Raw genomic sequence first — 20646 nt, forward strand, 5'->3', positions numbered from 1 at the left:
TCCTGCCGCGCACCCCGACAGCAGCCCGAGGGTCAGGGCGGCAGTCGTGATGGCATGGAGCATCAGATCTTGGGTGGGCTGACGATGGGGGATTCCCAGGACGGGAACGAGGGGTAGACGCCCGGGAGCGATCGATCGGGGTAGGCCCCGTCGTTCCGTCCTCCGACTGCCTCGGAGAGTGCATCCGCATCGTTGGTCCAGAAGGGTTCGCTGTAGATCTCGAGTGAGTACCTCCCATTCGTCTGCGCTGTGTAGATGATCTGCCAGCCGTCCCCGGTGGCCCCCCAGACTTCGTGGTCGCCGGTGATGTCGCGTTGCTCGATGGCCCACCCCTGGTCGGTGAAGTAGTCGACCATCGGTTGCAAGTCGCGCGCCTGGCCGGTCGCGCCGGGTGGGGACCAGAGCCGTCCACTGCGCATGTCGTAGCTGTTTTTCGTGTCGGACCCGGGCAGCGCTGCGACGCCGTCACCGCCGATCAATGGAACACGGTCGCCGCCATCCCACTCCCATTCGCCGTCGTGGACTTGGAGTTGCGCGGCTTTCAGGAGTCGTTGCATGTGTTCGTAGTGGTCGCGGTAGGCGTCGTACTCCTGGTGGAGAGACATCTCCGCGACGTCGTCCTGGGTCAGGCCAGCTGCGTCCGTGGGCATCTCGGTTCCTCCTGCTGCGCAGCCGGTCAGCAGTCCCAGGGTCAGGACTGCCGTCGTGATGGTGCGGAGCGTCGATTGCATGGTGTTCATCATGGCTTCCCCGTCGCGATGATCTTGGCGATGGTCTGCTGCGACGTGGCGTCGCGGGACAGGTAGCCGACGCCGCTGTCCGGGTACATGTCGTGACCGGTGACGGCTTTGCTACCGGCAGCGGCAGCGGCAGCGGCCTCGGCACTGAACGTGCCGACGTCGGGCAGGTCGCGAGGATCGGTGCGCCCGATCCTCCCGAAACTCGCGGTGTGGTCCTCGGCACCTTCGGTAGCGTAGACACGGCCCACGTTGAGGTGCTCTGGCGTCGTGGTGTCGGTGAACCCGACCGAGCCGTAGGTGACGAACGATTCCACGCGGTGCCGGGTCTGCGCGAGTGCCTCGGCCGCGGTCGTGGAGCCGTAGGAGTGTCCGAGGACGGTCACGGACTGCGGTGCCGTGCTGCGGCTGTCGTGGATGCCGTCGAGGAACGACGCGAGGTTCGCTCCGCCCGCGTTCGCGCGGTCTTGACCGGGGACCTCGATGACACCCGGGGCGCGGTAGCCGATCCACGATACGATCGAGAAGGAGTCGGCTACCGATCCCTTGCGGGAGGCTGAGAGGAGCAGTTCCTTCGCAGCACGGACCTTTTCATCCATACTGTCGAGGGTGGTCATCGCGCCGGGGACGTTGACGGTCACGTTGGATGCCGTGTCCAGATCGCCGAGTGCGACGGCGGCGACGAGCGCTCCGTTCGACACGCCGAATCCGACGAGCTGTGCGACGGCGCTCGAAGGGGCTCGAAGATCTGCCGCCAAGCGATCGGCACGCTTGAGTGCGTCGCCGAGGCCGATGACCTGCACCCGGAACTCGTCGAGGCTGACCGCACCGTAGGTGTACGGCAGCCCCATCAGCCGGTACAGCCGCTCCGGGTCTCGTACCGCGGCCGAGAGGACGGCCCGGGACGCGATGTCGCGCTGCGCTGCCGGAACGCCGTCGAGTCCTGCGAACTGCAGCTGCGTGGTCAGGGGCAACGCCCGGACGTCGGCGTCGGTGAAGCCGAGCGCGGCCCAGGCCGCTGCGACCTCCGCCGGGGTCAGGGACGGATCGAGCAGCCGCTGCAGCCCGAGTGGGAGTTTGGAGGTGCCGGCGACGTCGAGTGCAGCGTTCGCGAGGGAACCGCCGCCAGCGGCGCTGAACGCGCTGGCGATCCGATCGATCCACGATGCGTCGTCGGCGTTCTCGGCGAGGTAGTCGGCGAAACCACCTGGCAACGACGCCCCGTCGACCGGGACCCAGCTGCAACCGCTGCGGAACACGGTCCACGCGTTGCGCACCCGCACGAGGTCTTGCTCCGTCGAGGAGTCCTGCACCCGAGCCACGGCAGCGAACTTCCGCAGCCGAGCGGGATCTGCCCCGCTCCGTTCTCCGGACCGGCCGCCGGTGCGCTGCCGGGAGCGCGCGCTGAACACCGCGGACACCGGAGAAGGTCGCTGTGGCGTGCCCGATGGTTCAGGGTCGAACACCGAGCTGCTCCAGTCGAGCACGGGCTGCATCGGGAGTCCGCCGCCGGCGCGAACCAGGTCACGGTCGGCCTCGCGCTGCCGCCACGCGGCGACGTCCGCCAACCGCTTGCGTTCGGCGTCGGCCTGCCGCTGCACTGCCCGGAGCTGCTCGACCAGGGACTCGAGCGCCTTCGCCAGCCGGATCCGGTCTTGTGACTCCGTGAGCCGTGCGGCCTCGAACAACCTCGAGTACGCGCCGTCGAAGTCGAGCAACGCGGCGTCGGCGATGCTCTGACGCGGTGCTGCGCTGGCTCGCAGTGTCATTGCCACCTCCACACCGCGATCGATCAACCGCGACGCCGCGGCGTCGTCGAACTCGATTCCCATCGTCCCCCCCATACCTGACCGGCCCCCTGATGGAACCGTAGCAGCGGAAGCACGAACGGTGAAGTTTCACGCCGATATGTGGAGAAGTTACCGCGGCGATGCGCGGCGGTCCCCACCGGGACCGTTCGGGTTAGAAGGCGACGCCCCGCGCCGACATGAACGGCACCGGGTCGGTGGTGGCGCCGTTGATGTGCACCTCGACGTGGCTGTGGCAGCCGGTCGAGGCCCCGGTGGAGCCGACGAGCGCGATGAGCTGCCCCGCGGAGACCTGCTGGCCGGTGGCGACCCGGAAGCCGCCGTCGACGATGTGGCCGTACGCGGTCTGCACCCCGCCACCGTGGCTGATGCGGACGTAGTTGCCGTAGCCGCCGTACCAGCCGACGTAGTCGACGGTGCCGGACGACGCCGCGACGATGGGCGTGTAGCAGCCGCTGGCCAGGTCGGTGCCCTCGTGCATGGTCACGGCACCGGTGATCGGGTGCACGCGGTAGCCGTAGGGGCTGATCACGTAGCCGCTCGCCGGACGGACCCAGCCGGTGCCCGAGCCCGCGCCGACGGAACCGCCGCCGCCCGAACCGCTGCTGCCGGTCGAGCCGCCACCAGACGGAGCGCCCCCACCGGAGTTCGCGGCGGCCTGAGCGGCGGCCGCGCGCTGTGCGGCGGCTGCGCGCTCTGCGGCTTCGCGCGCCGCCTTCTCCTCCGCCGCCTTGCGGACGCGCTCACCCTTGGCGAACTCGGCTTCGGTGCGGACACGGCCGGAGGTCAGGGTCGCGAGCTGGGCGTCGAGTCGTGCCTTGTTGGACTGCTGCTCGTCGTAGGCGGCCTGTGCTGCGTCGGAGGCCGACTGGGCTTCCTGCATGCGGTCCTGAGCTTCGGCGGCGAGGTCGCCCAGTGCTTCGGCGGCCCGGTCGGCCTGGGCCTCGAGCGAACGGGCGACGGCGGCGTCGGCACTCGCGGCGGCCTGGACGCGCTCGGCCTGCTCCGAAAGCTTGCTCAGCGCACCGAGGTTGTAGAGGAGGTCACTGGCGTCTTCGCCCTGGGTGATCACCGACGTGGTGACGTCGGCACCGCCGGAGCGGGACATCTGCGCGGCGAACTGCCCGGCCTGCGCGGCGCTCTGGTCGGCGACCTTCGCGTGGTCCTTCGCGTCGGCGCGGAGCTGCTGTTCCTTCTCGGCGGCGGTCTGGGCCTTGCGCTGCGCCTTGTAGAACACGTCACCGAGCTTCTTGGCCTTTGCCTCGGCAGCCTCGACCTTGGCGTCCAGCTCGCTGATGATGCCCCGGATCTCGGTGATCTGCCCCTGCTTCGCGGACTCCTTGCCGCGGGCGGACTTCACTTCGTCCCACGTGGGGTAGCTCACCGCCTGGGCTGCCGGGGCGTCGGCGATGACCGTGCCGACGAGGCCCGCGAGCGCGAGGCCGGTGACGGCGAGGCGCAGGCGCACGGGGACACGGGGGGCGCGGGGGCTGGTGGGGCGAGACATCGAGCACGAGCCTATACATCCGTACAGCGAGTATCGGACGGCGACGCGCCGCTGTGGACAACTTCAGCAGTGCACGTCAGAAGCCACGGTCACGGCGGATGACCTCGGCGCTCCCGACGACCTCGCGCCGCAGGACCGCTTCGCCCGCGGTGCCGGCGTAGTCGTAGACGTCGAAACCCGTGCAGTGCGTGATGGTCGCCGGTGCGCCGAGGGAGTCCTCCACGGCCGTCGTCCAGAGGTCGTGCGAGCCGACCACCACGAAGGTCGGGTCGGCGTCGCGGTAGGCGCCGAGGTCGACGAGCCACGGGTACGTCTCGAAGGTGTCGCGGACCTGCAGGAGCTCGACGTTCGTCGCCGCGTAGGTGGCGAGGGGCCGCACGGTCCAGAACTGTCCGACGCCGGTGACCTCGCGTCCGTCCGCCCAGCGGTCGAGGCACGCAGCCGCCGGGTACCGCGCGGTCGCCACGGCGTGCGCGGTCCTCGGGGCCACCGCGATCCCGACCGCGAGCACGGCGGCCATCGCGACGGCGACGCCGGCGCGCACCCCGCGGCGCGGACGGTGCACGCGGGTGCGGCGGACCGCGGTGCGGGTGAGTTCGGCGACGGCGACGAGCGCGAGCAGCGGTGCGGTGACGATCGGCTGGAGGTAGCGGGGGGTCTCGGACCCGGCGACGACGACCCCGACGGAGACGGCGACCACGGTGACCAGGGGGAGCAGCGTGGCGACGAGCACGGTGCGGGCGGTGTGGACCCGCCAGGCCCAGACCGTGCCGCCGACGGTGACGAGCACCCCGGCGAACAGCAGCAGGAGCCCGAGGTCGCCCGCGGCGGAGCCCGCCCGGTCGTCGGTCAGTGCCGCGAAGAACCGCACGGTGGCACCGGCCCGCGACGGCTGCACGTACGTCGCCGGGTCGAGCGAGACGAAGGGCCGCAGCGGGATGCGCACCAGGTACCCGATGACCGAGCCGACCGTGACGGTGCCGCCCAACAGCACCGCCGGGTGCCACGGCACCCGTCGCGCGAGCACCAGGAGCCCGAGCGTGACCACCACGGGAGCCGCCGACCACGGCACGTACAGCGGGTTCGACGCCGTCGTGCACGCGGCGACGAGTCCGAGCACCACGAGGAGCGGCACCGACGCCCGCCCGAGCCGCACCGCACGCAGCACGAGCACCGCGGTGCCGAGCATCGCCAGCACGGCGCCGTAGTAGTAGGTGGTCGTGAGCAGCAGGGACGCCAGCTCGAGCGAGGTCGCCGTCGCCGACGACTCGGTCAGCACCAGCAGCGTGACGATGCCGAGCGCCCCGGCGGACACCGCGATCCGGGCCGGGCGGCCGGCTGACGGCATCAGCTCGTTCGCGGCCGCCCGCACCAGCGCGTACACGGCGAGGAGCACGAGCACCCCGTTCAGCGCCAGGGCCTGCTGCGGCGTCGCGGTGACGAACGAACTGACCAGGTACGCGGGCAGCTCGGGGAAGAAGAACAGCGCGGGCGACATCGCCCACTCAAACGGCTGCCCGGCCTGCACCGAGCGCTCGACGAGCGGCAGCAGCACCGAGTCGCCGTCGTACCAGAGCAACGCCACCCGGTCCGTCGCGATGACGTGACGCAGGGCGATGACGGCCAGGGCCAGCGCGACCAGGCCGCCCAGGGCCTCCCGACCGATCCTGACGGCCACGGGGCCGGGCCGACGGCCGCCGGACGGAGCCGGCGCCACGGCGGGGCGGCGCGGTGCTCGGGACATGCCCCGGAGCGTACCGAGGCAGCCTCGGTGCCGGCGCTCGATGACCCCACAGGACGGGGGAGCGGGCTGCGAGCCCGACCGACTACCCTTGTGGGCTGTGACCGACGCGCGCGAACAGTTGATCCAGTACATCTCCTCCGAAGCGGTGTTCCACGGCGACTTCACCCTGACCAGCGGGAAGAAGGCGACGTACTACATCGACCTGCGGAAGGTCAGCCTGGACCACCGCGTCGCGCCCCTGATCGGGCAGGTCATGACCGAGCTCGTGCAGCAGGTGCCGGACGTCTCCGCCGTCGGTGGCCTCACCATGGGCGCCGACCCCATCGCCAGCGCCGTCCTGCACCAGGCCGCCGCGCAGGGCCTGACCTACGACGCCTTCGTCGTGCGCAAGGAGCCGAAGGACCACGGCCGCGGCAAGCAGGTCGAGGGACCGGACCTCAGGGGCAAGCGCGTCGTCGTACTCGAGGACACCTCCACCACGGGCGGCTCGCCGCTCAAGGCGGCCGAGGCGCTCGAGCGCGAGGGCGCGATCGTCGCCGCCGTCGCGGTCGTCGTCGACCGGGACACCGGTGCGAAGGAGACGATCGAAGCGGCCGGGTACCCGTACTTCGCGGCCATCGGGCTGGCTGATCTGGGGCTGACCGCGTGACCGGGGAGCGTCCGGACGACGCACGCGAACCCGACGGCACCGCCGGCCCGGCAGACGGGGACGACGGCCTGGAGGCTCGGCGTGCGTCCGGATCGGACGCTCCGTTCCACGGTCTCCGCAGCGCTGCGGACATCTTCGGTGCTCCGCGTGGCGAGGAGGACTGGCCGTCGCGGCGGGAGCGCCGGGAGGCCGAGCGCACCGCTCGGGAGACCGGCGCACCGCTGCCCGAGCCCTTCGTGGCGGACGCGGACGCGGAGGCTGCCGATCCTGCTGCTGATGCTCCGGCTGCTGACGCTCCGGCTGCTCCGGTGCTCGACGACGGGGCGACCCAGGCCATCTCGATGCCCGCCGAGCTGCTCGCGCCGTCGGAGAACCCCGACGCCGCCGTCGAGCACGAGCGCTCCACGCTGCACGACCGGATCCCGGCCGCCGCCGACGTTCCACCGGACTCCACCGCACCGCACCCGTCCTCGATCGTGCTGCCCACCGCCCAGACCCACCGAGACGAACGGGCTGCCGCCTCGAAGGCCATCGAGGACGAGCGCCGACGGGTCGACCCGTTCGGCGAGGGCCGTGCCGACGTCGACTGGCTCGGCCGTGCGACCGGATCGCACCCGGAGCCCGTCGCCCCTGCTGCGCCGCAGCCCCTCGGCGTCGAGAACGTGCTCCCCCCGACCGAGGAGCCGCCGACCTTCACCGACCTGCTGCGCATCACGAGCACCGGGCCGGTGCCCACGCAGACCGGCGCGCACGACCGGCCGTTCGACTGGGCGATCCACGACGACGAGGCCGGCGAGGTCCCGGCGACGCTGACCACCGACTCGTTCGACACCACCGCGCTCGCCACCGGGTCCTGGTCGCTCGCCGACGAGTCCGACGACGAGGACGAGGTCGTCGCGGGCGAGGTCGACACCCCGGCGGACGGGCTGCCCCAGGCACCGCGCACGTACCCGGTGCCGCCGGCCGTCCCGGTGCCGCCGGTGGTGCCCCCGGCGGTCCCCGCTGCGGGTGCCGCTGCCGCCGTCGCTGCCGGCGCTGGTTCGTCGGACGCGAGCGAGGCCGCGGAACCGACCGAGGCCGTGGAAGCACCCCGTGGGCCCGCCGGGGACGACGTGCCGGACGCGACCGAGCGCCTCCAGTCCGATGCCCCGACCACCGCGTTGCCGGCTGCCGGGACGCCCTGGTGGTCCGAGCCCGACGCGACCGTGCCGCCGACCGCTGCGCCGCCGCTCGTCCAGCCGGCCGCCGACGAGCCGTCCTACCCGGCGCACCTGCCGCCCTCGGTGGGACAGGACCTCGACGCCGTGCTCGGGCTTCGCGGGAACGACACGGGCCCGCAGCCGGAGTCCCTTCCGGCCGCTGCGCCGGAGGACCTGGACCAGTCCGAGTGGGACGGTCGCGAGACCAGCGACACGAGCGCCATCAAGGACCTGTTCGGCACCGAGGCCGTCGGGCAACTCGGCGGCACCGGCTACGACCCGGAGGACACCGGGACGCGGATGATGCCCGCTGCCGCCGTTCCCGCAGCTGCTGCTCCTGCTCCTGTTGCTCCTGCTGCCTCCCGCTCGGCTGTTGGTGCTGCTGGCGGTCCGGACCGTGAGCCCGGCGAGCGCGACAACTTCATCAACGAGGGCTTCGCGCGGCTGCGGAACGAGGGCAAGCGCGGCAAGCAGCTGCTCATCTGGGGCTCGATCGCCCTGATCCTCGTGCTCATCGTCCTGGTGTTCCTGCTGTCGAAGTGGATCCTGGGGAACAACATCGCCGACCAGGCCGTGCCGACGAAGTCGCCTGCTGCGGCCTCCTCGGCACCGGCGACACCCACCGCTGCGCCGTCGGAGTCCGCCTCGCAGCCGAGTGACGCCACGGCACCGGGCACCACGCTGCAGTTCGCCACGACGCCGGCGTTGCCCGGTGAGCACGCCTGGACCGACCTCGCCGGCGGGGAGTGCCTGTCGCCGTTCACGAACGCGTGGTCGCAGACCTTCACCGTCGTCGACTGCGCGACGCCGCACATCGGGCAGCTGACCGCACGGCTTGCCGTCGAGGGGGACACCTACCCCGGCGCCGAGGCCCTGGCGACCCAGGCAGCCGACCAGTGCCAGTCCGACGCGGCGCTGAACGCCTCGGCCGCTGCGGCCGTGGGTGACGTGCAGGTGCAGGGCTCGTACGCGCCGGACCAGGCGACGTGGGACCAGGGCAACCGGTTCATCTCGTGCTTCGTGACGCGGTCGTCGGGGCAGCCGCTGACCGGGTCGCTGGCGCCAGGGGCGTAGGGGCGGGGCGGTCGGTGCGGTCGGTTGCCGGGTCCGACGCGGAACGACGATGTCGACGTCGTACGACAACGACATCGTCGTTCCTCGTGCGCCGGGACTGTCTGCGTGTGCAACGAACGACATCTCCGCTGTCGTACGACAACGACATCGTCGTTCCTCGTGCGCCGGGACTATCGACAGCGGACCGCACGGCTCCCGACGCTGTGCCCCGAGGCTTGACACGGCCCCGGCGCGAGGGGCTTCGATGGTGAGATGACCGTGCTCACCGATGCCCTCGCCGACCCGCGATCCTCCGTCCGCCTGCAGGCCGTGATGGCCGCGGGGACCACCCCGGACCCGGCAGACATCGACGTGCTCGTCGCGCAGTGCGCCGTCGAGCCGGACTTCTTCGTCCGCGACATGCTCACGTGGGCGCTCACCCGGCACCCCGCCGAGGACGTCGTCGCGCGCGTCCTGCCCGAGCTCGAGCGCCCCGAGCCGCAGGCCCGCAGCCAGGCGCTGCACACCCTGTCGAAGATCGGCGACCCGGGCGCGTGGCCCGCGGTGCGCCCGCTGCTCGGGGACCGGGACGACGAGGTGCTCCGCGCGGCCTGGCGGACCGCCGTCGCGCTGGTGCCCGACGACGAGCGGGCGTCGCTCGCCCGGACCCTCGCGGTGCAGCTCGGCGTCGGCGACCGGGAGCGTCGGCTCAGCCTGTCGCGTGCCCTGGTGGGACTCGGCGAGGACACCGTCGCGCCGATCCTCGCAGCGGCCGCCGACCGGGGGACCGACGCCGTCCTGGAGCACGTGCGCGAGACCGAACGACTCCTGCACGACCCGGACGCTGCGTCCGCGCTCGCTGTCGAGCGGGCCCGGCGCGAGGTTGCCCTCGGCCGGACCCGGTCCGTCAAGGGCTAGGGCCTGCGGGCGCGCCCGGCCGGGAGCGCCGGGTGGTCGCGAACCGTCGGCTGCGGGGCTCCCGGGCGACAGATGGTGACTTCTCGACGGACGTGAGCGGGGTGTCGTGACCGGTGGGGGCGCCGGACGGGAGGCCCGTGGCGGCCGCGCACCGGGCCTCCCGTCCGACGCCACGCGCGTTCGCGGGCCGCGGTGCGGTCATGACGCCCCGTGCGCTGGGCACCGGGTGGTCGCGAACCGTCGCCTGCGGAGGCTCCCGGACGACGGTTCATGACCCCTCGGCGGATGTGAGCGGGGTGTCTCGACCAGCCGACCAGCCGACCAGCCGACCAGCCGACCAGCCGACCAGCCGACCACCCCGCGCGCGCAGCGCCGTCAGTCGCCGTCGGGCGCGAGCCAGATTGCCGACGCGGCCGCGGCCGGCAGGTCGACGAGTGACTCCGAGCCGTCGGTGGACCGCCGTGACACCGCGATGACGCCGGCGTAGTCCCGCACCCGCTCGACCCGCAGGTGTGTGCCGAGCCCGACCCCGAGCTCGTCGAAGTACCGCAGCAGCGAGGGGTCGTCGTCCGAGACACGGTCGACGGTGCCGCACGCTCCCGGCTCGATCGCGCCGAGGAGGGTGCCGGGGGAGTCCGGCACGATGCCGTCGGCGCCGGGGATCGGATCACCGTGTGGGTCGTGCGTCGGGTGGCCGAGGTCGGCGTCCACCCGGTCGAGGAACTGCTCCGACACGGCGTGCTCGAGGGCCTCGGCCTCGGTGTGGACCTCGTCCCACGAGTAGCCGAGCCGCTCCACCAGGAACGTCTCGATCAGCCGGTGCCGCCGGACCATCGCCACCGCGACCTGCTGCCCGAGCGGGGTGAGCACGACGCCGTAGTACGGGGTGTGCTCGATCAGGCCGTCACGGTCGAGCTTCTTGAGGTTGCCCGAGACCGTCGACGCCGACACCTTCAGGGACGCCGCGATGTCCCGCGTCGCCAGGCCGGGTCCGCCGCGCTCGCTGGCCTTCCAGATGAGCTTGACGTAGTCCTCTGCCATCGTGGACAGGGAGGGCAGGCGCATACCGCCAATCGTACGTCCCGCCTGGTACAACCAGCAGATGACCACCACCGCCCCCGTCCGAGCGCCCCGCCGTCGCTGGCCGGTGCCGCCGTCGCTGCTGCTCGGGCTCGCGCCGATCGTGGTGTTCGCGGCGATCAGCGCCTGGCGGTCACGGCCGAGCGACGACTACGCGACCCTCGGGCAGACGGTCGACAGCGTCGTGCACGCCCTCGTCATCCCCGAGGGCATCGCCGTCGCGGCACTGGCCCTGTTCGTCACGGCGCTCGGCTGGTGGCGGATCGCCACGGTCGACCCGGTCCGGACGCGACTGCGGTGGACGATGGTCGCGCCGATCCTCGTGCTCGTGGTGTGCGTCGTCCGGCTGCCCCTGATCGACTGGTCGGCGCTGCCCGCGCACTACTTCCTGCTGCTCGCGGTCGGGGTGCTGTTCGTCGGGGTCTTCGAGGAGCTGATGGCCCGAGGCACCCTGCTCGTGGGGCTGCGGCGACGGCTGCCGGAGATGTGGGTGTGGGCCCTGTCGTGCGCGCTGTTCGGGCTGCTGCACCTGCTCAACGCGCTCGCGGGCGCCGGGATCGGGCCGACGCTGGTCCAGGTGGTGTTCGCAGCGTCGTTCGGGTCGACGCTGTACGTCGCGCGTCGGCTGACCGGCTCGCTGCTCGCCCCGGTGCTGCTGCACGCCTTCTGGGACTTCGGGTCGATCGGGTTCTCCGCGACCGTGGACACGAGCGACTCGGGGCGCGTGGTGCTGCTCGGTCTGATCGGGCTGTTCTCGTTCGGGGTGCTCGCGTTCGGCATCGTGGCGGGCGGGATCATCGCCTGGTACGACGACCGGCCCCGTCGGCTCGCGCCGCGGTCGCGTCCGGTTTCGGGGTCGACGCGCGTCAGCGGTCGCGTCCGGCCGGGGCTAGAGCTCGACCTCGAACGGCTCGGTGCGCACGAGCTCGTGCACGCCGGAGATGACCTCGCTCGGACGGAACGGGTACCGGTCGATCTCCGCCTGGTCGCTGATGCCCGTCATGACGAGCACGGTGTGCAGCCCCGCCTCGATCCCGGCCTGCACGTCGGTGTCCATGCGGTCGCCGATCATGCCGGTGTTCTCGGAGTGCGCCCCGATCCGGTTCATCGCGGAGCGGAACATCATCGGGTTCGGCTTGCCCACCACGTAGGGCTGCTTGCCGGTTGCCTTCTCGATCATCGCGGCGATGGCGCCGGTGGCCGGCAGGACCCCCTCGGCGCTCGGGCCGGTGGCGTCGGGGTTCGTCACGATGAACCGGGCTCCGGCGCGGATGAGCCGGACGGCCTTGGTGATCGCCTCGAACGAGTAGTTGCGGGTCTCGCCGACGACGACGTAGTCGGGAGCCGTCTCGGTCATGATGAACCCGGCCTCGTGCAGGGCAGTCGTCATGCCCGCTTCACCGATGACGAACGCCGAGCCGCCGGGCATCTGTGACTTGCAGAAGTCGGCGGTCGCGAGCGCGCTCGTCCAGATCCGCTCCTCGGGCACGTGCAGGCCCGATCCCCGGAGCCGGGCGCTGAGGTCGCGCGGCGTGAAGATCGAGTTGTTCGTCAGCACGAGGAACTCGGTGCCGTCGTCGAGCCACTGCTGGATGAGCTCCGGGGCGCCGGGGAGCGCCTGGTTCTCGTGGACGAGCACGCCGTCCATGTCGGTCAGCCAGCACTCGACGTCTTCTCGGGTCGCCATGGCCCTCACCCTACTGCGCAGGGGTTCACGCCTGCCGTCGCGATGCTCGGCAATCACCATCAACGATATTCGGAACATGAATAATTGTTGTGAGATGCAATATGTGCGTACGCTGCCGGTCGGGGCGGTCCTCGTCCCCACGATCTGCGCGACATCAGCTCGCGAGAACAAGGAGACCCATGCGATCTCGAAGTAGAGCGCGCATCGCCGTGTCGACGCTGGCCACCACTGGAATCGTCCTCGGCCTTGCCCTGCCGACCACCCCGGCGGGGGCGAGCGAGCCGGAAGGGCCCGACGGCACCGCATCCGCCGCGACGCAGAGCACGGTCGCCGTCGCGATCGACGTCACGAAGGACGGCAACGGCCCCGTCACCCCGACGGACGGCGCTGGTGGCGATGCGAGCGAGAAGAACGGCATCGTCCGCACGATGGACGCGATCACGTACCGCGTCTCCCTCAACTCGAACGACGGCACCAGCACGAACGAACGCTTCAGTGCGACCGCTCCCGCCGGCACGTCGTGGGCAGGGGTCCCGACCATCTGCGTCGGTCCGGGTTCGGCGGTCTCGGGGGCCGTGCTGACCTGCAACATCGGCACGCTCCGAGAAGGCCGGACGGTCTCCGTGCCGATCGTCCTCGACGTCTCGGGCGAGTTGCAGAACGGCGACACGATCGCCGTCCCGGTGACCGCGACGGCGGACGAGGCCGAGAACGGGACCGCCACCGCGGTCGCTGACTCCGTCACGGTGTCCGCAGCCGCGCGCTACAACCTGAGCAAGAACGTCCACGCGTCATCGCTCCGGACCGACGTCACCGGTCCGGACGGAACGACGAAGGGGTTGCAGCTGATCTACCCGATCGCCGTGGACTGGCAGCCGCTCGTGCCCGGACAGGGGCTCCTCGGGTTCGAGAAGAGCGTCGGCCCGATGTCGTTCACGGACGACCTCTCCGAGATCCTCGGCGATGTGCCCTCCGACGCCGTGCTGTGGAACGGCGGCAACCCGGTCTGCGGCCCGAACGCCGACAATGACTGGCGGATGGCCGGCCTCCCCGGCGGCAAGGGCGGCGGGGAGACAGCCGTCACCGACTCCGGGACGTTCAGCTGCACCCAGACCGCAGCAGGGCAGGACGTCGACGTCACGATCACCGACACCGTCACCGACCCGACGCGCATCCCCTCGAAGAACGTCGCCGGTGGCCCGATCAGGGGTGGTGCCAAGTCGTACTTCGTCAGCGGGTACATCAGCCTGTGGATGCCCATCCCCCCGGTCGGTACTTCGGTTGACTCGATCAACACGTTCACCCCGCTCCAGACCACCTCACTCAGCGGTGCATCGAACTTCCCGGGCGGCACCGAGCCCACCGGAGACAACTCCGCGAAGCGCAACATCATCGAGTACGCACCCGGCGGAACGCAGAAGCAGTTCCACCGGGTCATCGACAACGGCAGGGTCGTCGAAGACGGATCCGCGAAGCACGGCGACCCGTGGACCACGCCCGGAACACTGCTCCGGAGCGACGTCGGCGCATGGAACAACGGCCTCTCCCCGTACGAGAACGTGATCCTCTGCGACACGTTCGACCGTGACACCCAGCGTGCCACCCGCGTCGGAGGCAGCAGGACCGTGGCATGGACCAGCGGTCTCACCGGCGCTGAGGTGCAGTACGCCGCGTACGACATGACCTCTCCGGCCGCCGGTCAGAAGGCGACGTGCGACGACGGCGACGGCCCCTGGTACGACCAGCCGGAAGACGTCCCCGGCGGCCTCGACGCCGTCGGCGCGGTCCGCGCAACCGGCGAAATCCGGGGCGGCAACACCGGCACGCTCTACAGCTACGTCACCACCGAGGACGCCGCCGACGGCACACGGGCCTACGACTTCGGTCACGCGTGGTTCGGCGACCGCTCAGAGCGCTGGGTGCACGACGTCTGGTCCGACGCGGACCTCGGTGCCGGCCCCCTTTCCGACAGCGTCATCCTCACCGAGAACCTCGCCCGGATCCAGAAGAAGATCGTCGACCCCGGCCACGACGCGGCCGACACCCCCGACGAGACCACCTTCGCCGTCGCCGGTGGCACCGTCGACTACGCGCTGTACCCGTCGCTCACGAACGGCAACACCACCGGGAAGGAGACCTCCGTGGCGGTGCGGGACGTCCTGCCGAACCACGTGACCTACGTCGCCGGCAGTGCCTCCGAGGTGCCGGAGATCGACACCACGAAGGACGACGAGGGCAACGAGGTCCAGCGCCTCACCTGGACGATGCAGGTCAAGCCGAACGAGGCGATCGACCCGATCACGTACACCGCCGCGGTCTCGAAGCTCGCTCCGGCGGGGGCGATCACCAACACGACGGACATCGCCTCGCCGACGGACAAGTCGCCGCAGGCGCTCCGCAACGCCGAGCGCGCCGTCCAGGTCGTCGCAGCCGGCGGCGTCGGCGTCGAGAAGACCGCCGTCGAACCGGTCGTCGTCTCGGGGGACCACCTGGCGTGGGACCTCGGGTACACGAACATCGACGCCACCCCGATCGACGGCCTGGACGTCATCGACGTCCTTCCGTACCGGGGCGACACCCGCAACTCCACCTTCCACGGCACGGTCGGACTCGCCGCGCCCATCGCGGTCGCCGCCGCCGCCGGTGAGCGCGTCCGCTACACGAACCGCAACCCGCACGACGTCGTGCTCGACGCCGCTGACCCGTCGAACCAGGGCGGTGGCGCCACCACCTGGTGCTCGGCGTCGGGGTTCGGCACCGGGGGATGCCCGGCCCGGCTCGCGGACGTCACGGCTGCGCGCATCCTGCGGACGGCCCCCGTGGGCGTGGGCGAGACCGTGACGCACCGGGTCGTGGTCGCGACGGCGGGCCAGCGCGACGGTGACACGTACACGAACCGGTTCGGCCTCCGCGCCTCGAACCTCGCTCTGCCGGTCCAGTCCAACCCGGCGACGGTCACGGTCGTCGCCGGTTCGATCGGCGACTTCGTGTGGTCCGACGAGGACGGCGACGGTCTGCAGGACGACGAAGCCGGCATCGCCGACGTCGCGGTCCGCCTCACCGGCTCGGACGACCGCGGCGACGCCGTGCGCCGGACGACCACCACGGACGGCGACGGCGGGTACGCCTTCGACGACCTGCGCCCCGGCTCCTACACCCTGCACTGGACGGCACCGGACGGTCGGGAGTTCACGAAGGAGTTCGTCGGCGACGACCGCGCGATCGACTCCGACGCCGACTCCTCCGGTGCGACCGCCCCCGTCGAACTCGCCGCGATCCGTTCCGACGAGGGCCAGCTCGAGCACATCGAACAGGACCGCACCGTGGACGCGGGGCTCCTGCCCGCAGCGGACACACCGACCGGACCGCCGGTGACGCCCGGTGGTCCGGAAGCGCCCGGTACGCCCGGACATCCCGGGAGCGCCGGTTCTTCGGGAACACCCGGCACGCACGACGACGCGGAGGCGTCGGCGGGTACCGGCGACGGGTCCGGCGACTCGGCACGCAGCGGGCTGGCGTTCACCGGAGCCGACGGACTCGGGCTGGCGGCGGTGACAGCAGTGATGCTCCTGGCCCTGGGCGTGTTCCTCGTGGTGCGCAGACGTCGCACCCGCGGATCGAGCCAGCGCTGAACCAGGGGGCCGCGGCGGGGCGGTCGTCGCGGCCCCACTGACGTTCCGCTCAGAAAGGGCCGGGAGGCCCGGAGCGGCTCTTGCGCGCTGCTCTGAGACCCGAGATGGTCGAGACACCGAACCGCGGTCGGCTTTTGCCCTACGCTTTTCGGGACACGTACCGAATCAAGGAGGCCCCCTCGTGCTCGTCGAACCCGGAACCCCGTCCACCGCGCCCCGACCCACCCCGGTGTCGGAGACGGAGCTCGAGGTGACGCCGCGACGACGCCGAGGCCGCCCGAACGTGTTGTCCCGTGAGCAGGTGATCGACGCCGCCACGACCATCGCGAACGAGGACGGCCTCGACCGCCTGTCCTTCCGGGCACTGGGCGTGCGGCTCGGCGTCGCCCCGATGACCGTGCACCGGACCATCGGCGGCCTGGACGACCTGCACGCGGAACTCGTCCGCCGCACCGTCGACGAGTTCACCGCGACCTTCGTCTGGCCGGACGAGTGGCACGCCGTCGTCCGCACCTTCGCCACGACGTTCCGCGACCTGATGCGCACCCACCCGCTCGTGCTCGAGTCGCACAGCCAGCGTGCCCCGCTCGCCTCGACCGAGTCCGATGCCGTCGTCGCGAAGGTCGTCGGTGCCCTGCAGGACGCCGGACTGCCGCCGGCCGAGGCGATGTACACCTTCTTCGTCGTCTACGACTTCGTGGTCGGGCACGCCGGGGTGCAGGTCGGGCGCGGGGACTCCGAGGCCGGACGCCCGGAACGGCACCGGCTGGTGGGTGAGATCCTCGGCGAGCACTCCTACGACGACCGGTTCGCGCTCGGCCTCGACATCCTGATCGCCGGCATCGAGTCGCGCATCGACCACTGGGCCCGCACCGCCTGAGCCCGCGCCCGGCCGTACGCTGGTCGGGTGACCACTGCGCCCGAACCGTCGCACGAGCTGACGACCAACGGGGTGGGGCCGCACCCGGAACCCTGGCCCGACGACCCGAGGCTCGACCCGGAGCTGCTGGCAGCGGGGGACTCCCGGAACGTGCTCGACCGCTACCGGTACTGGTCGATGGACGCGATCGTCGCCGAGCTCGACACCCGCCGGCACGCGTTCGACGTGGCGATCGAGAACTGGCAGCACGACCTGAACATCGGCTCGATCGTGCGGAGCGCCAACGCGTTCCTGGCCGGCACGGTGCACATCATCGGGCGACGGCGGTGGAACAAGCGCGGGGCGATGGTCACCGACCGGTACCAGCACGTCCGGTACCACCCCGACGTCGAGGCGTTCCTCGCCGCGATGGCCGAGGAACAGCGTCCCGTCGTGGCGATCGACAACACCCCCGGTGCCGAGCGCATCGAGACCGCGACGATCCCGGAGCGATGCGTGTTCCTGTTCGGGCAGGAGGGCCCCGGCCTCACCGAGCAGGCGGTGGCCGGAGCGGACGCACACCTCGAGATCACCCAGTTCGGGTCGACCCGGAGCATCAACGCGTCGGCCGCTGCGGCGATCGTCATGCACAGCTGGGTCGTCCAGCACGCGGAGTTGCCTGACGCGACTTCGTGAGCAGAAACGGGCGGGTACGGGCCCTGAACCCGACCATTTCTGCTCACGAAGCGGGCGGGGCGGAGGCGGGTCGGGCCTCCCGGCCGGGGTGCCGTCAGCGCGCGGCGGTGGTGCGGCGCGCGACGAGGCGGGGTTCGACGAGGAGTTCCGTCGCGGCGATCCGTGGATCCGCGATGCGGGCGAGCAGGCGCTCGCCGGCGCCGCGGCCGATCTCGACACTGCGGTCGTCGATGCTCGTCAGGCCGACGTACCGCATCGCGGCGACGGGGGTGTCGTCGTAGCCGATGACGGAGACGTCCTCGGGGACGCGCAGCCCGCGTTCGGCGAGTTCGGACAGCGCGCCGAGGGCCATCACGTCGTTCGCGGCGAAGACGGCCGTGACGTCCGGGTGCTCGTCGAGCAGGATGCCCAGGGCGCGGGAACCGGCCTCTTCGGTGGGTTCGCCCGGCAGCACCGTCGTGACGACGGACGCGCCTGGCACAGCGGACTGCTCGAACCCCGCCTGGCGTTCGGCCGAGGCCGCCGAGCTCGCACCGACGAACCCGAGGCGGGTGTGGCCGAGGTCGAGCAGGTGCTGCGCCGCGATGCCGCCACCGGCGTGGTCGTCGTTCGCCACGGTGTCGGCGCGGGGGATCGCGACGCGGCCGCCCGCGATGACGAGCGGCATCGAGGCCGGGATCGCGAGGTCGGTGGTGGGCTCACCGGCGATGACGATGCCCTCGACGCGCATGGAGAGGAAGCCCTCGACCGGAGAGGCATCGAGCCCCGTGTTGAGGAACCGGTCGGCGACCACGAGCCGGTGCCCCTGGTCCTGCAGGCTCTCGCGCAGGCCGGTGAGCAGGTCCACGAACCACTGGTTGCGGAAGTCGTCGAGCACCACGCCGATGGTGCGGCTGCGGGTGCCCGCGAGGGACACGGCAGCGGTGGAGGGGCGGTAGTCGAGCTCCTGGATCGCCTTGAGCACGGCGGCCCGGCGCTGGTCGCTGACCCGGGGGGAGCGCTGCAGCACGAGGGAGACGAGGGACTTCGAGACCCCGGCGCGTGCAGCGACGTCGTAGATGGTCGCGGGCTTGCCGTCTCCCATGATGCGCTTCGACCTCCGTTGGCTCGTCCGTCGATCGTAGCGGGCGCGGGCCGGTTCGCTTCTTGAGCAGAAATGGTCGGGTGCGGGGCGGAGACCCGACCATTTCTGCTCACGATCGACGCGTGGCTGGTCCTCCACACGGGAGGCCCGGGGTGCGTTGTGCACAGAAGTCGCGTTCGGCGCGCGGGTAGCGGGCGCGGGGCGCGAACGTGGTGGCCATGCGAGCGCGACCACTTCCGACACCGCTGCGCGGGCGCGCGTTCGACGTCGGTGCCGCCGACCGCGCGGGCGTCTCCCGACAACGACTCCGACGGCGTGACCTGATCCGGCCGACCCGGTCCATCCGCTGGGCACGTGACCGTCCGCCCGACCCGGCCCACCGGATCCGGGCGTTCCGGCCGGTCCTGGTTCCCGGGCAGTTCATCAGTCACGTCTCGGCTGCGGTCCTCGGGCAGCTCCCGGTCCCGGTCGCCGACGACGGCCCCGTGCACGTCACGAGTCCCGTGCCGATCGCGCAACCGCGCCGCCACGGGGTCGTCGGGCACCGCATCACACCGGACCGTGCCCGGGTGACGGAGCGGTGGGGGATGCCGACGAGCACGCCCGCGGCGCTGTGGGTGGACTGCGGTGCGATGCTCTCGGTCGACCAGCTCGTCGTGCTCGGGGACGCCATCGTCACGGAACGGCGGTGCGGGACGACGATCGAGGACCTCGCTGCCGCCGTCGCCCTGGCCGGAGCGCGATCGGGTGTCCGACGACTGCGTGTGGCGCTCGAGCTCGTGCGGGTGGGTGCCGGGTCGCCGCAGGAGACCAGAGCGCGGCTGGCGATCGTCCGCGCGGGGCTACCCGAGCCCGAGCTGCAGGTCCACGTGCTGGACGAAACCGGTCGGTTCGTCGGCCGGGTCGACCTGGCCTACCCGGAGCATCACATCGTCATCGAGTACGAGGGCGACCACCACCGGACCGACGCCGAGCAGTGGAGCCGTGACCTCCGCCGCTACCGTGAGATGGAACGACTCGGCTGGGCGGTCGTCCGGTGGACGAAGTCCGACCTCGACACCCCGGCGTTCGGCGCGGTCGCACAGCTGAGGTCGCTGCTCGCGCGCCGGGGGTAGCGTCCGCGGCATGGCGACGCTGCTCATCACCGGAGCCGCGGGCCGGATCGGGAGCGCCCTGCGTCCTCGACTGCGGTCCGCGGGGCACGACCTCGTGCTGCTCGACGAACAGCGGCCCCACGATCCGATCGTCGCCGGGGAGCGGTTCGTGGCCGGATCGGTGAACGACCCCGCGGTGCTGGACGACGCGCTCGCCGGGGTCGACACCGTGGTCCACCTGGCGGGCATCCCGACCGAGGCCGCCTGGGACGACCTGATCGCGGCGAACCTGACCGGCACGAAGAACGTGCTCGAACGGGTGGCCGCCGCCGGGGTGCTCCGGGTGGTGCAGGCCAGCTCGATCCACGCGGTGGGGATGGTGCCCGAACCCCTCGACCAGCCGGGGAGCGTTCCCGGCGACCGGCTGCCCCGTCCGGACACGTACTACGGCGTGACGAAGGCCGCGATGGAACTGCTCGGCAGCCTGTTCGCCGACCGGTACGAGATGTCGATCGTGTCCGCGCGGATCGGTGCGTTCGGTGCGCTGCCGCCGACGACCCGGGGGCTGCTCATGTGGACCTCGCCCGACGACCTGACACGCCTGGTGCTCGCCACCGTGGCACTCCGCGACCCCGGGCACCACGTGGTCTGGGCCCTGTCGCGGAACACCGGGTCGCCGGCTGACCTGTCCGCCGGGGAGCGCATCGGGTTGCACCCTGTCGACGACGCGTCCGCCGTGCTCGATGCGGACGCCCGTGCGGCCCTGCCGACCGACGACCTGCGCACCCTCGGCGGCGGGATGGTGCACCAGCCGCTCGGCGAACGCGCTTCGTGAGCAGAAATGGTCGGGTGACCTGACGTCACCCGACCATTTCTGCTCACGAGGCGTGCCGCGCCGC

The 20646-nt window shown here is 71.8% G+C and carries 15 protein-coding genes and 1 pseudogene; 9 read left to right on the forward strand and 7 right to left on the reverse strand.

The window, feature by feature from the left end:
* Positions 1-62: 62 nt before the first annotated feature.
* The 4 genes from KK087_RS02775 to KK087_RS02790 form a co-directional block, all read right to left on the reverse strand.
* Positions 63-743, reverse strand: a complete 681-nt coding sequence (locus KK087_RS02775) for a hypothetical protein (protein WP_214564132.1) — start codon at positions 741-743, stop codon at positions 63-65.
* On the reverse strand, positions 740-2506 hold the full coding sequence (locus KK087_RS02780; RefSeq protein ID WP_214564133.1) for an alpha/beta hydrolase: 1767 nt from the start codon (positions 2504-2506) through the stop codon (positions 740-742). The genes KK087_RS02775 and KK087_RS02780 overlap by 4 nt, the downstream gene beginning before the upstream one ends.
* A 193-nt stretch (positions 2507-2699) precedes the next feature.
* Complete coding sequence (locus tag KK087_RS02785; RefSeq protein WP_214528845.1) at positions 2700-4052, reverse strand: M23 family metallopeptidase; 1353 nt, start codon at positions 4050-4052, stop codon at positions 2700-2702.
* 76 nt (positions 4053-4128) lie between these two features.
* A complete protein-coding gene (locus KK087_RS02790; RefSeq protein ID WP_214564134.1) occupies positions 4129-5796 on the reverse strand; it encodes a hypothetical protein in 1668 nt (555 codons plus the stop codon).
* 97 nt (positions 5797-5893) lie between these two features.
* On the opposite strand from KK087_RS02790, the gene pyrE reads away from it, so the two are divergent.
* From pyrE to KK087_RS02805, 3 genes are all read left to right on the forward strand, one after another.
* Complete coding sequence (gene pyrE, locus KK087_RS02795) at positions 5894-6445, forward strand: orotate phosphoribosyltransferase (protein WP_214528847.1); 552 nt, start codon at positions 5894-5896, stop codon at positions 6443-6445.
* Positions 6442-8718: a septum formation family protein gene (locus tag KK087_RS17770; RefSeq protein ID WP_214564135.1), complete on the forward strand. Its 2277-nt coding sequence runs from the start codon at positions 6442-6444 to the stop codon at positions 8716-8718. Before pyrE ends, KK087_RS17770 begins: the two co-directional genes overlap by 4 nt.
* A gap of 252 nt (positions 8719-8970) precedes the next feature.
* Positions 8971-9615 carry a HEAT repeat domain-containing protein gene (locus tag KK087_RS02805; RefSeq protein ID WP_214564136.1) on the forward strand — a complete coding sequence of 215 codons (645 nt, stop codon included), beginning with the start codon at positions 8971-8973 and terminating at the stop codon, positions 9613-9615.
* Positions 9616-9990: 375 nt separating this feature from the next.
* Here the strand turns inward: KK087_RS02805 and KK087_RS02810 are convergent, their stop codons facing one another.
* Positions 9991-10680, reverse strand: coding sequence for a metal-dependent transcriptional regulator (locus KK087_RS02810; protein ID WP_214528850.1), 690 nt, complete (start codon positions 10678-10680; stop codon positions 9991-9993).
* A gap of 451 nt (positions 10681-11131) precedes the next feature.
* On the opposite strand from KK087_RS02810, the pseudogene KK087_RS18010 reads away from it, so the two are divergent.
* Positions 11132-11311: pseudogene (locus KK087_RS18010) on the forward strand (CPBP family glutamic-type intramembrane protease); the annotation flags it as partial.
* Between the two features lie 273 nt (positions 11312-11584).
* Here the strand turns inward: KK087_RS18010 and KK087_RS02820 are convergent.
* Entirely contained in the window at positions 11585-12382 is a 798-nt protein-coding gene (locus KK087_RS02820; protein ID WP_214564137.1) for an HAD-IIA family hydrolase, read from the reverse strand.
* 179 nt (positions 12383-12561) lie between these two features.
* On the opposite strand from KK087_RS02820, the gene KK087_RS02825 reads away from it, so the two are divergent.
* From KK087_RS02825 to KK087_RS02835, 3 genes are all read left to right on the forward strand, one after another.
* Positions 12562-16014 (forward strand): SdrD B-like domain-containing protein, encoded by a 3453-nt coding sequence (locus KK087_RS02825; protein WP_214564138.1) that lies wholly within the window; start codon positions 12562-12564, stop codon positions 16012-16014.
* 181 nt (positions 16015-16195) lie between these two features.
* Complete coding sequence (locus tag KK087_RS17180; protein WP_214564139.1) at positions 16196-16894, forward strand: TetR/AcrR family transcriptional regulator; 699 nt, start codon at positions 16196-16198, stop codon at positions 16892-16894.
* A gap of 27 nt (positions 16895-16921) precedes the next feature.
* Positions 16922-17569, forward strand: coding sequence for a TrmH family RNA methyltransferase (locus KK087_RS02835; protein WP_214528855.1), 648 nt, complete (start codon positions 16922-16924; stop codon positions 17567-17569).
* A gap of 94 nt (positions 17570-17663) precedes the next feature.
* Here KK087_RS02835 and KK087_RS02840 read toward each other — a convergent pair whose 3' ends face one another.
* Entirely contained in the window at positions 17664-18653 is a 990-nt protein-coding gene (locus KK087_RS02840; RefSeq protein WP_214528856.1) for a LacI family DNA-binding transcriptional regulator, read from the reverse strand.
* A 218-nt stretch (positions 18654-18871) separates the two neighbouring features.
* Here KK087_RS02840 and KK087_RS02845 point away from each other — a divergent pair, with 218 nt between their 5' ends.
* Positions 18872-19768 (forward strand): endonuclease domain-containing protein, encoded by an 897-nt coding sequence (locus KK087_RS02845; RefSeq protein WP_214564140.1) that lies wholly within the window; start codon positions 18872-18874, stop codon positions 19766-19768.
* Between the two features lie 10 nt (positions 19769-19778).
* Positions 19779-20582: an NAD-dependent epimerase/dehydratase family protein gene (locus tag KK087_RS02850; protein WP_214564141.1), complete on the forward strand. Its 804-nt coding sequence runs from the start codon at positions 19779-19781 to the stop codon at positions 20580-20582.
* The last annotated feature ends 64 nt before the right edge of the window (positions 20583-20646 follow it).

It is taken from the genome of Curtobacterium aurantiacum (genome assembly GCF_018598555.1).
GTDB lineage: Bacteria > Actinomycetota > Actinomycetes > Actinomycetales > Microbacteriaceae > Curtobacterium > Curtobacterium aurantiacum.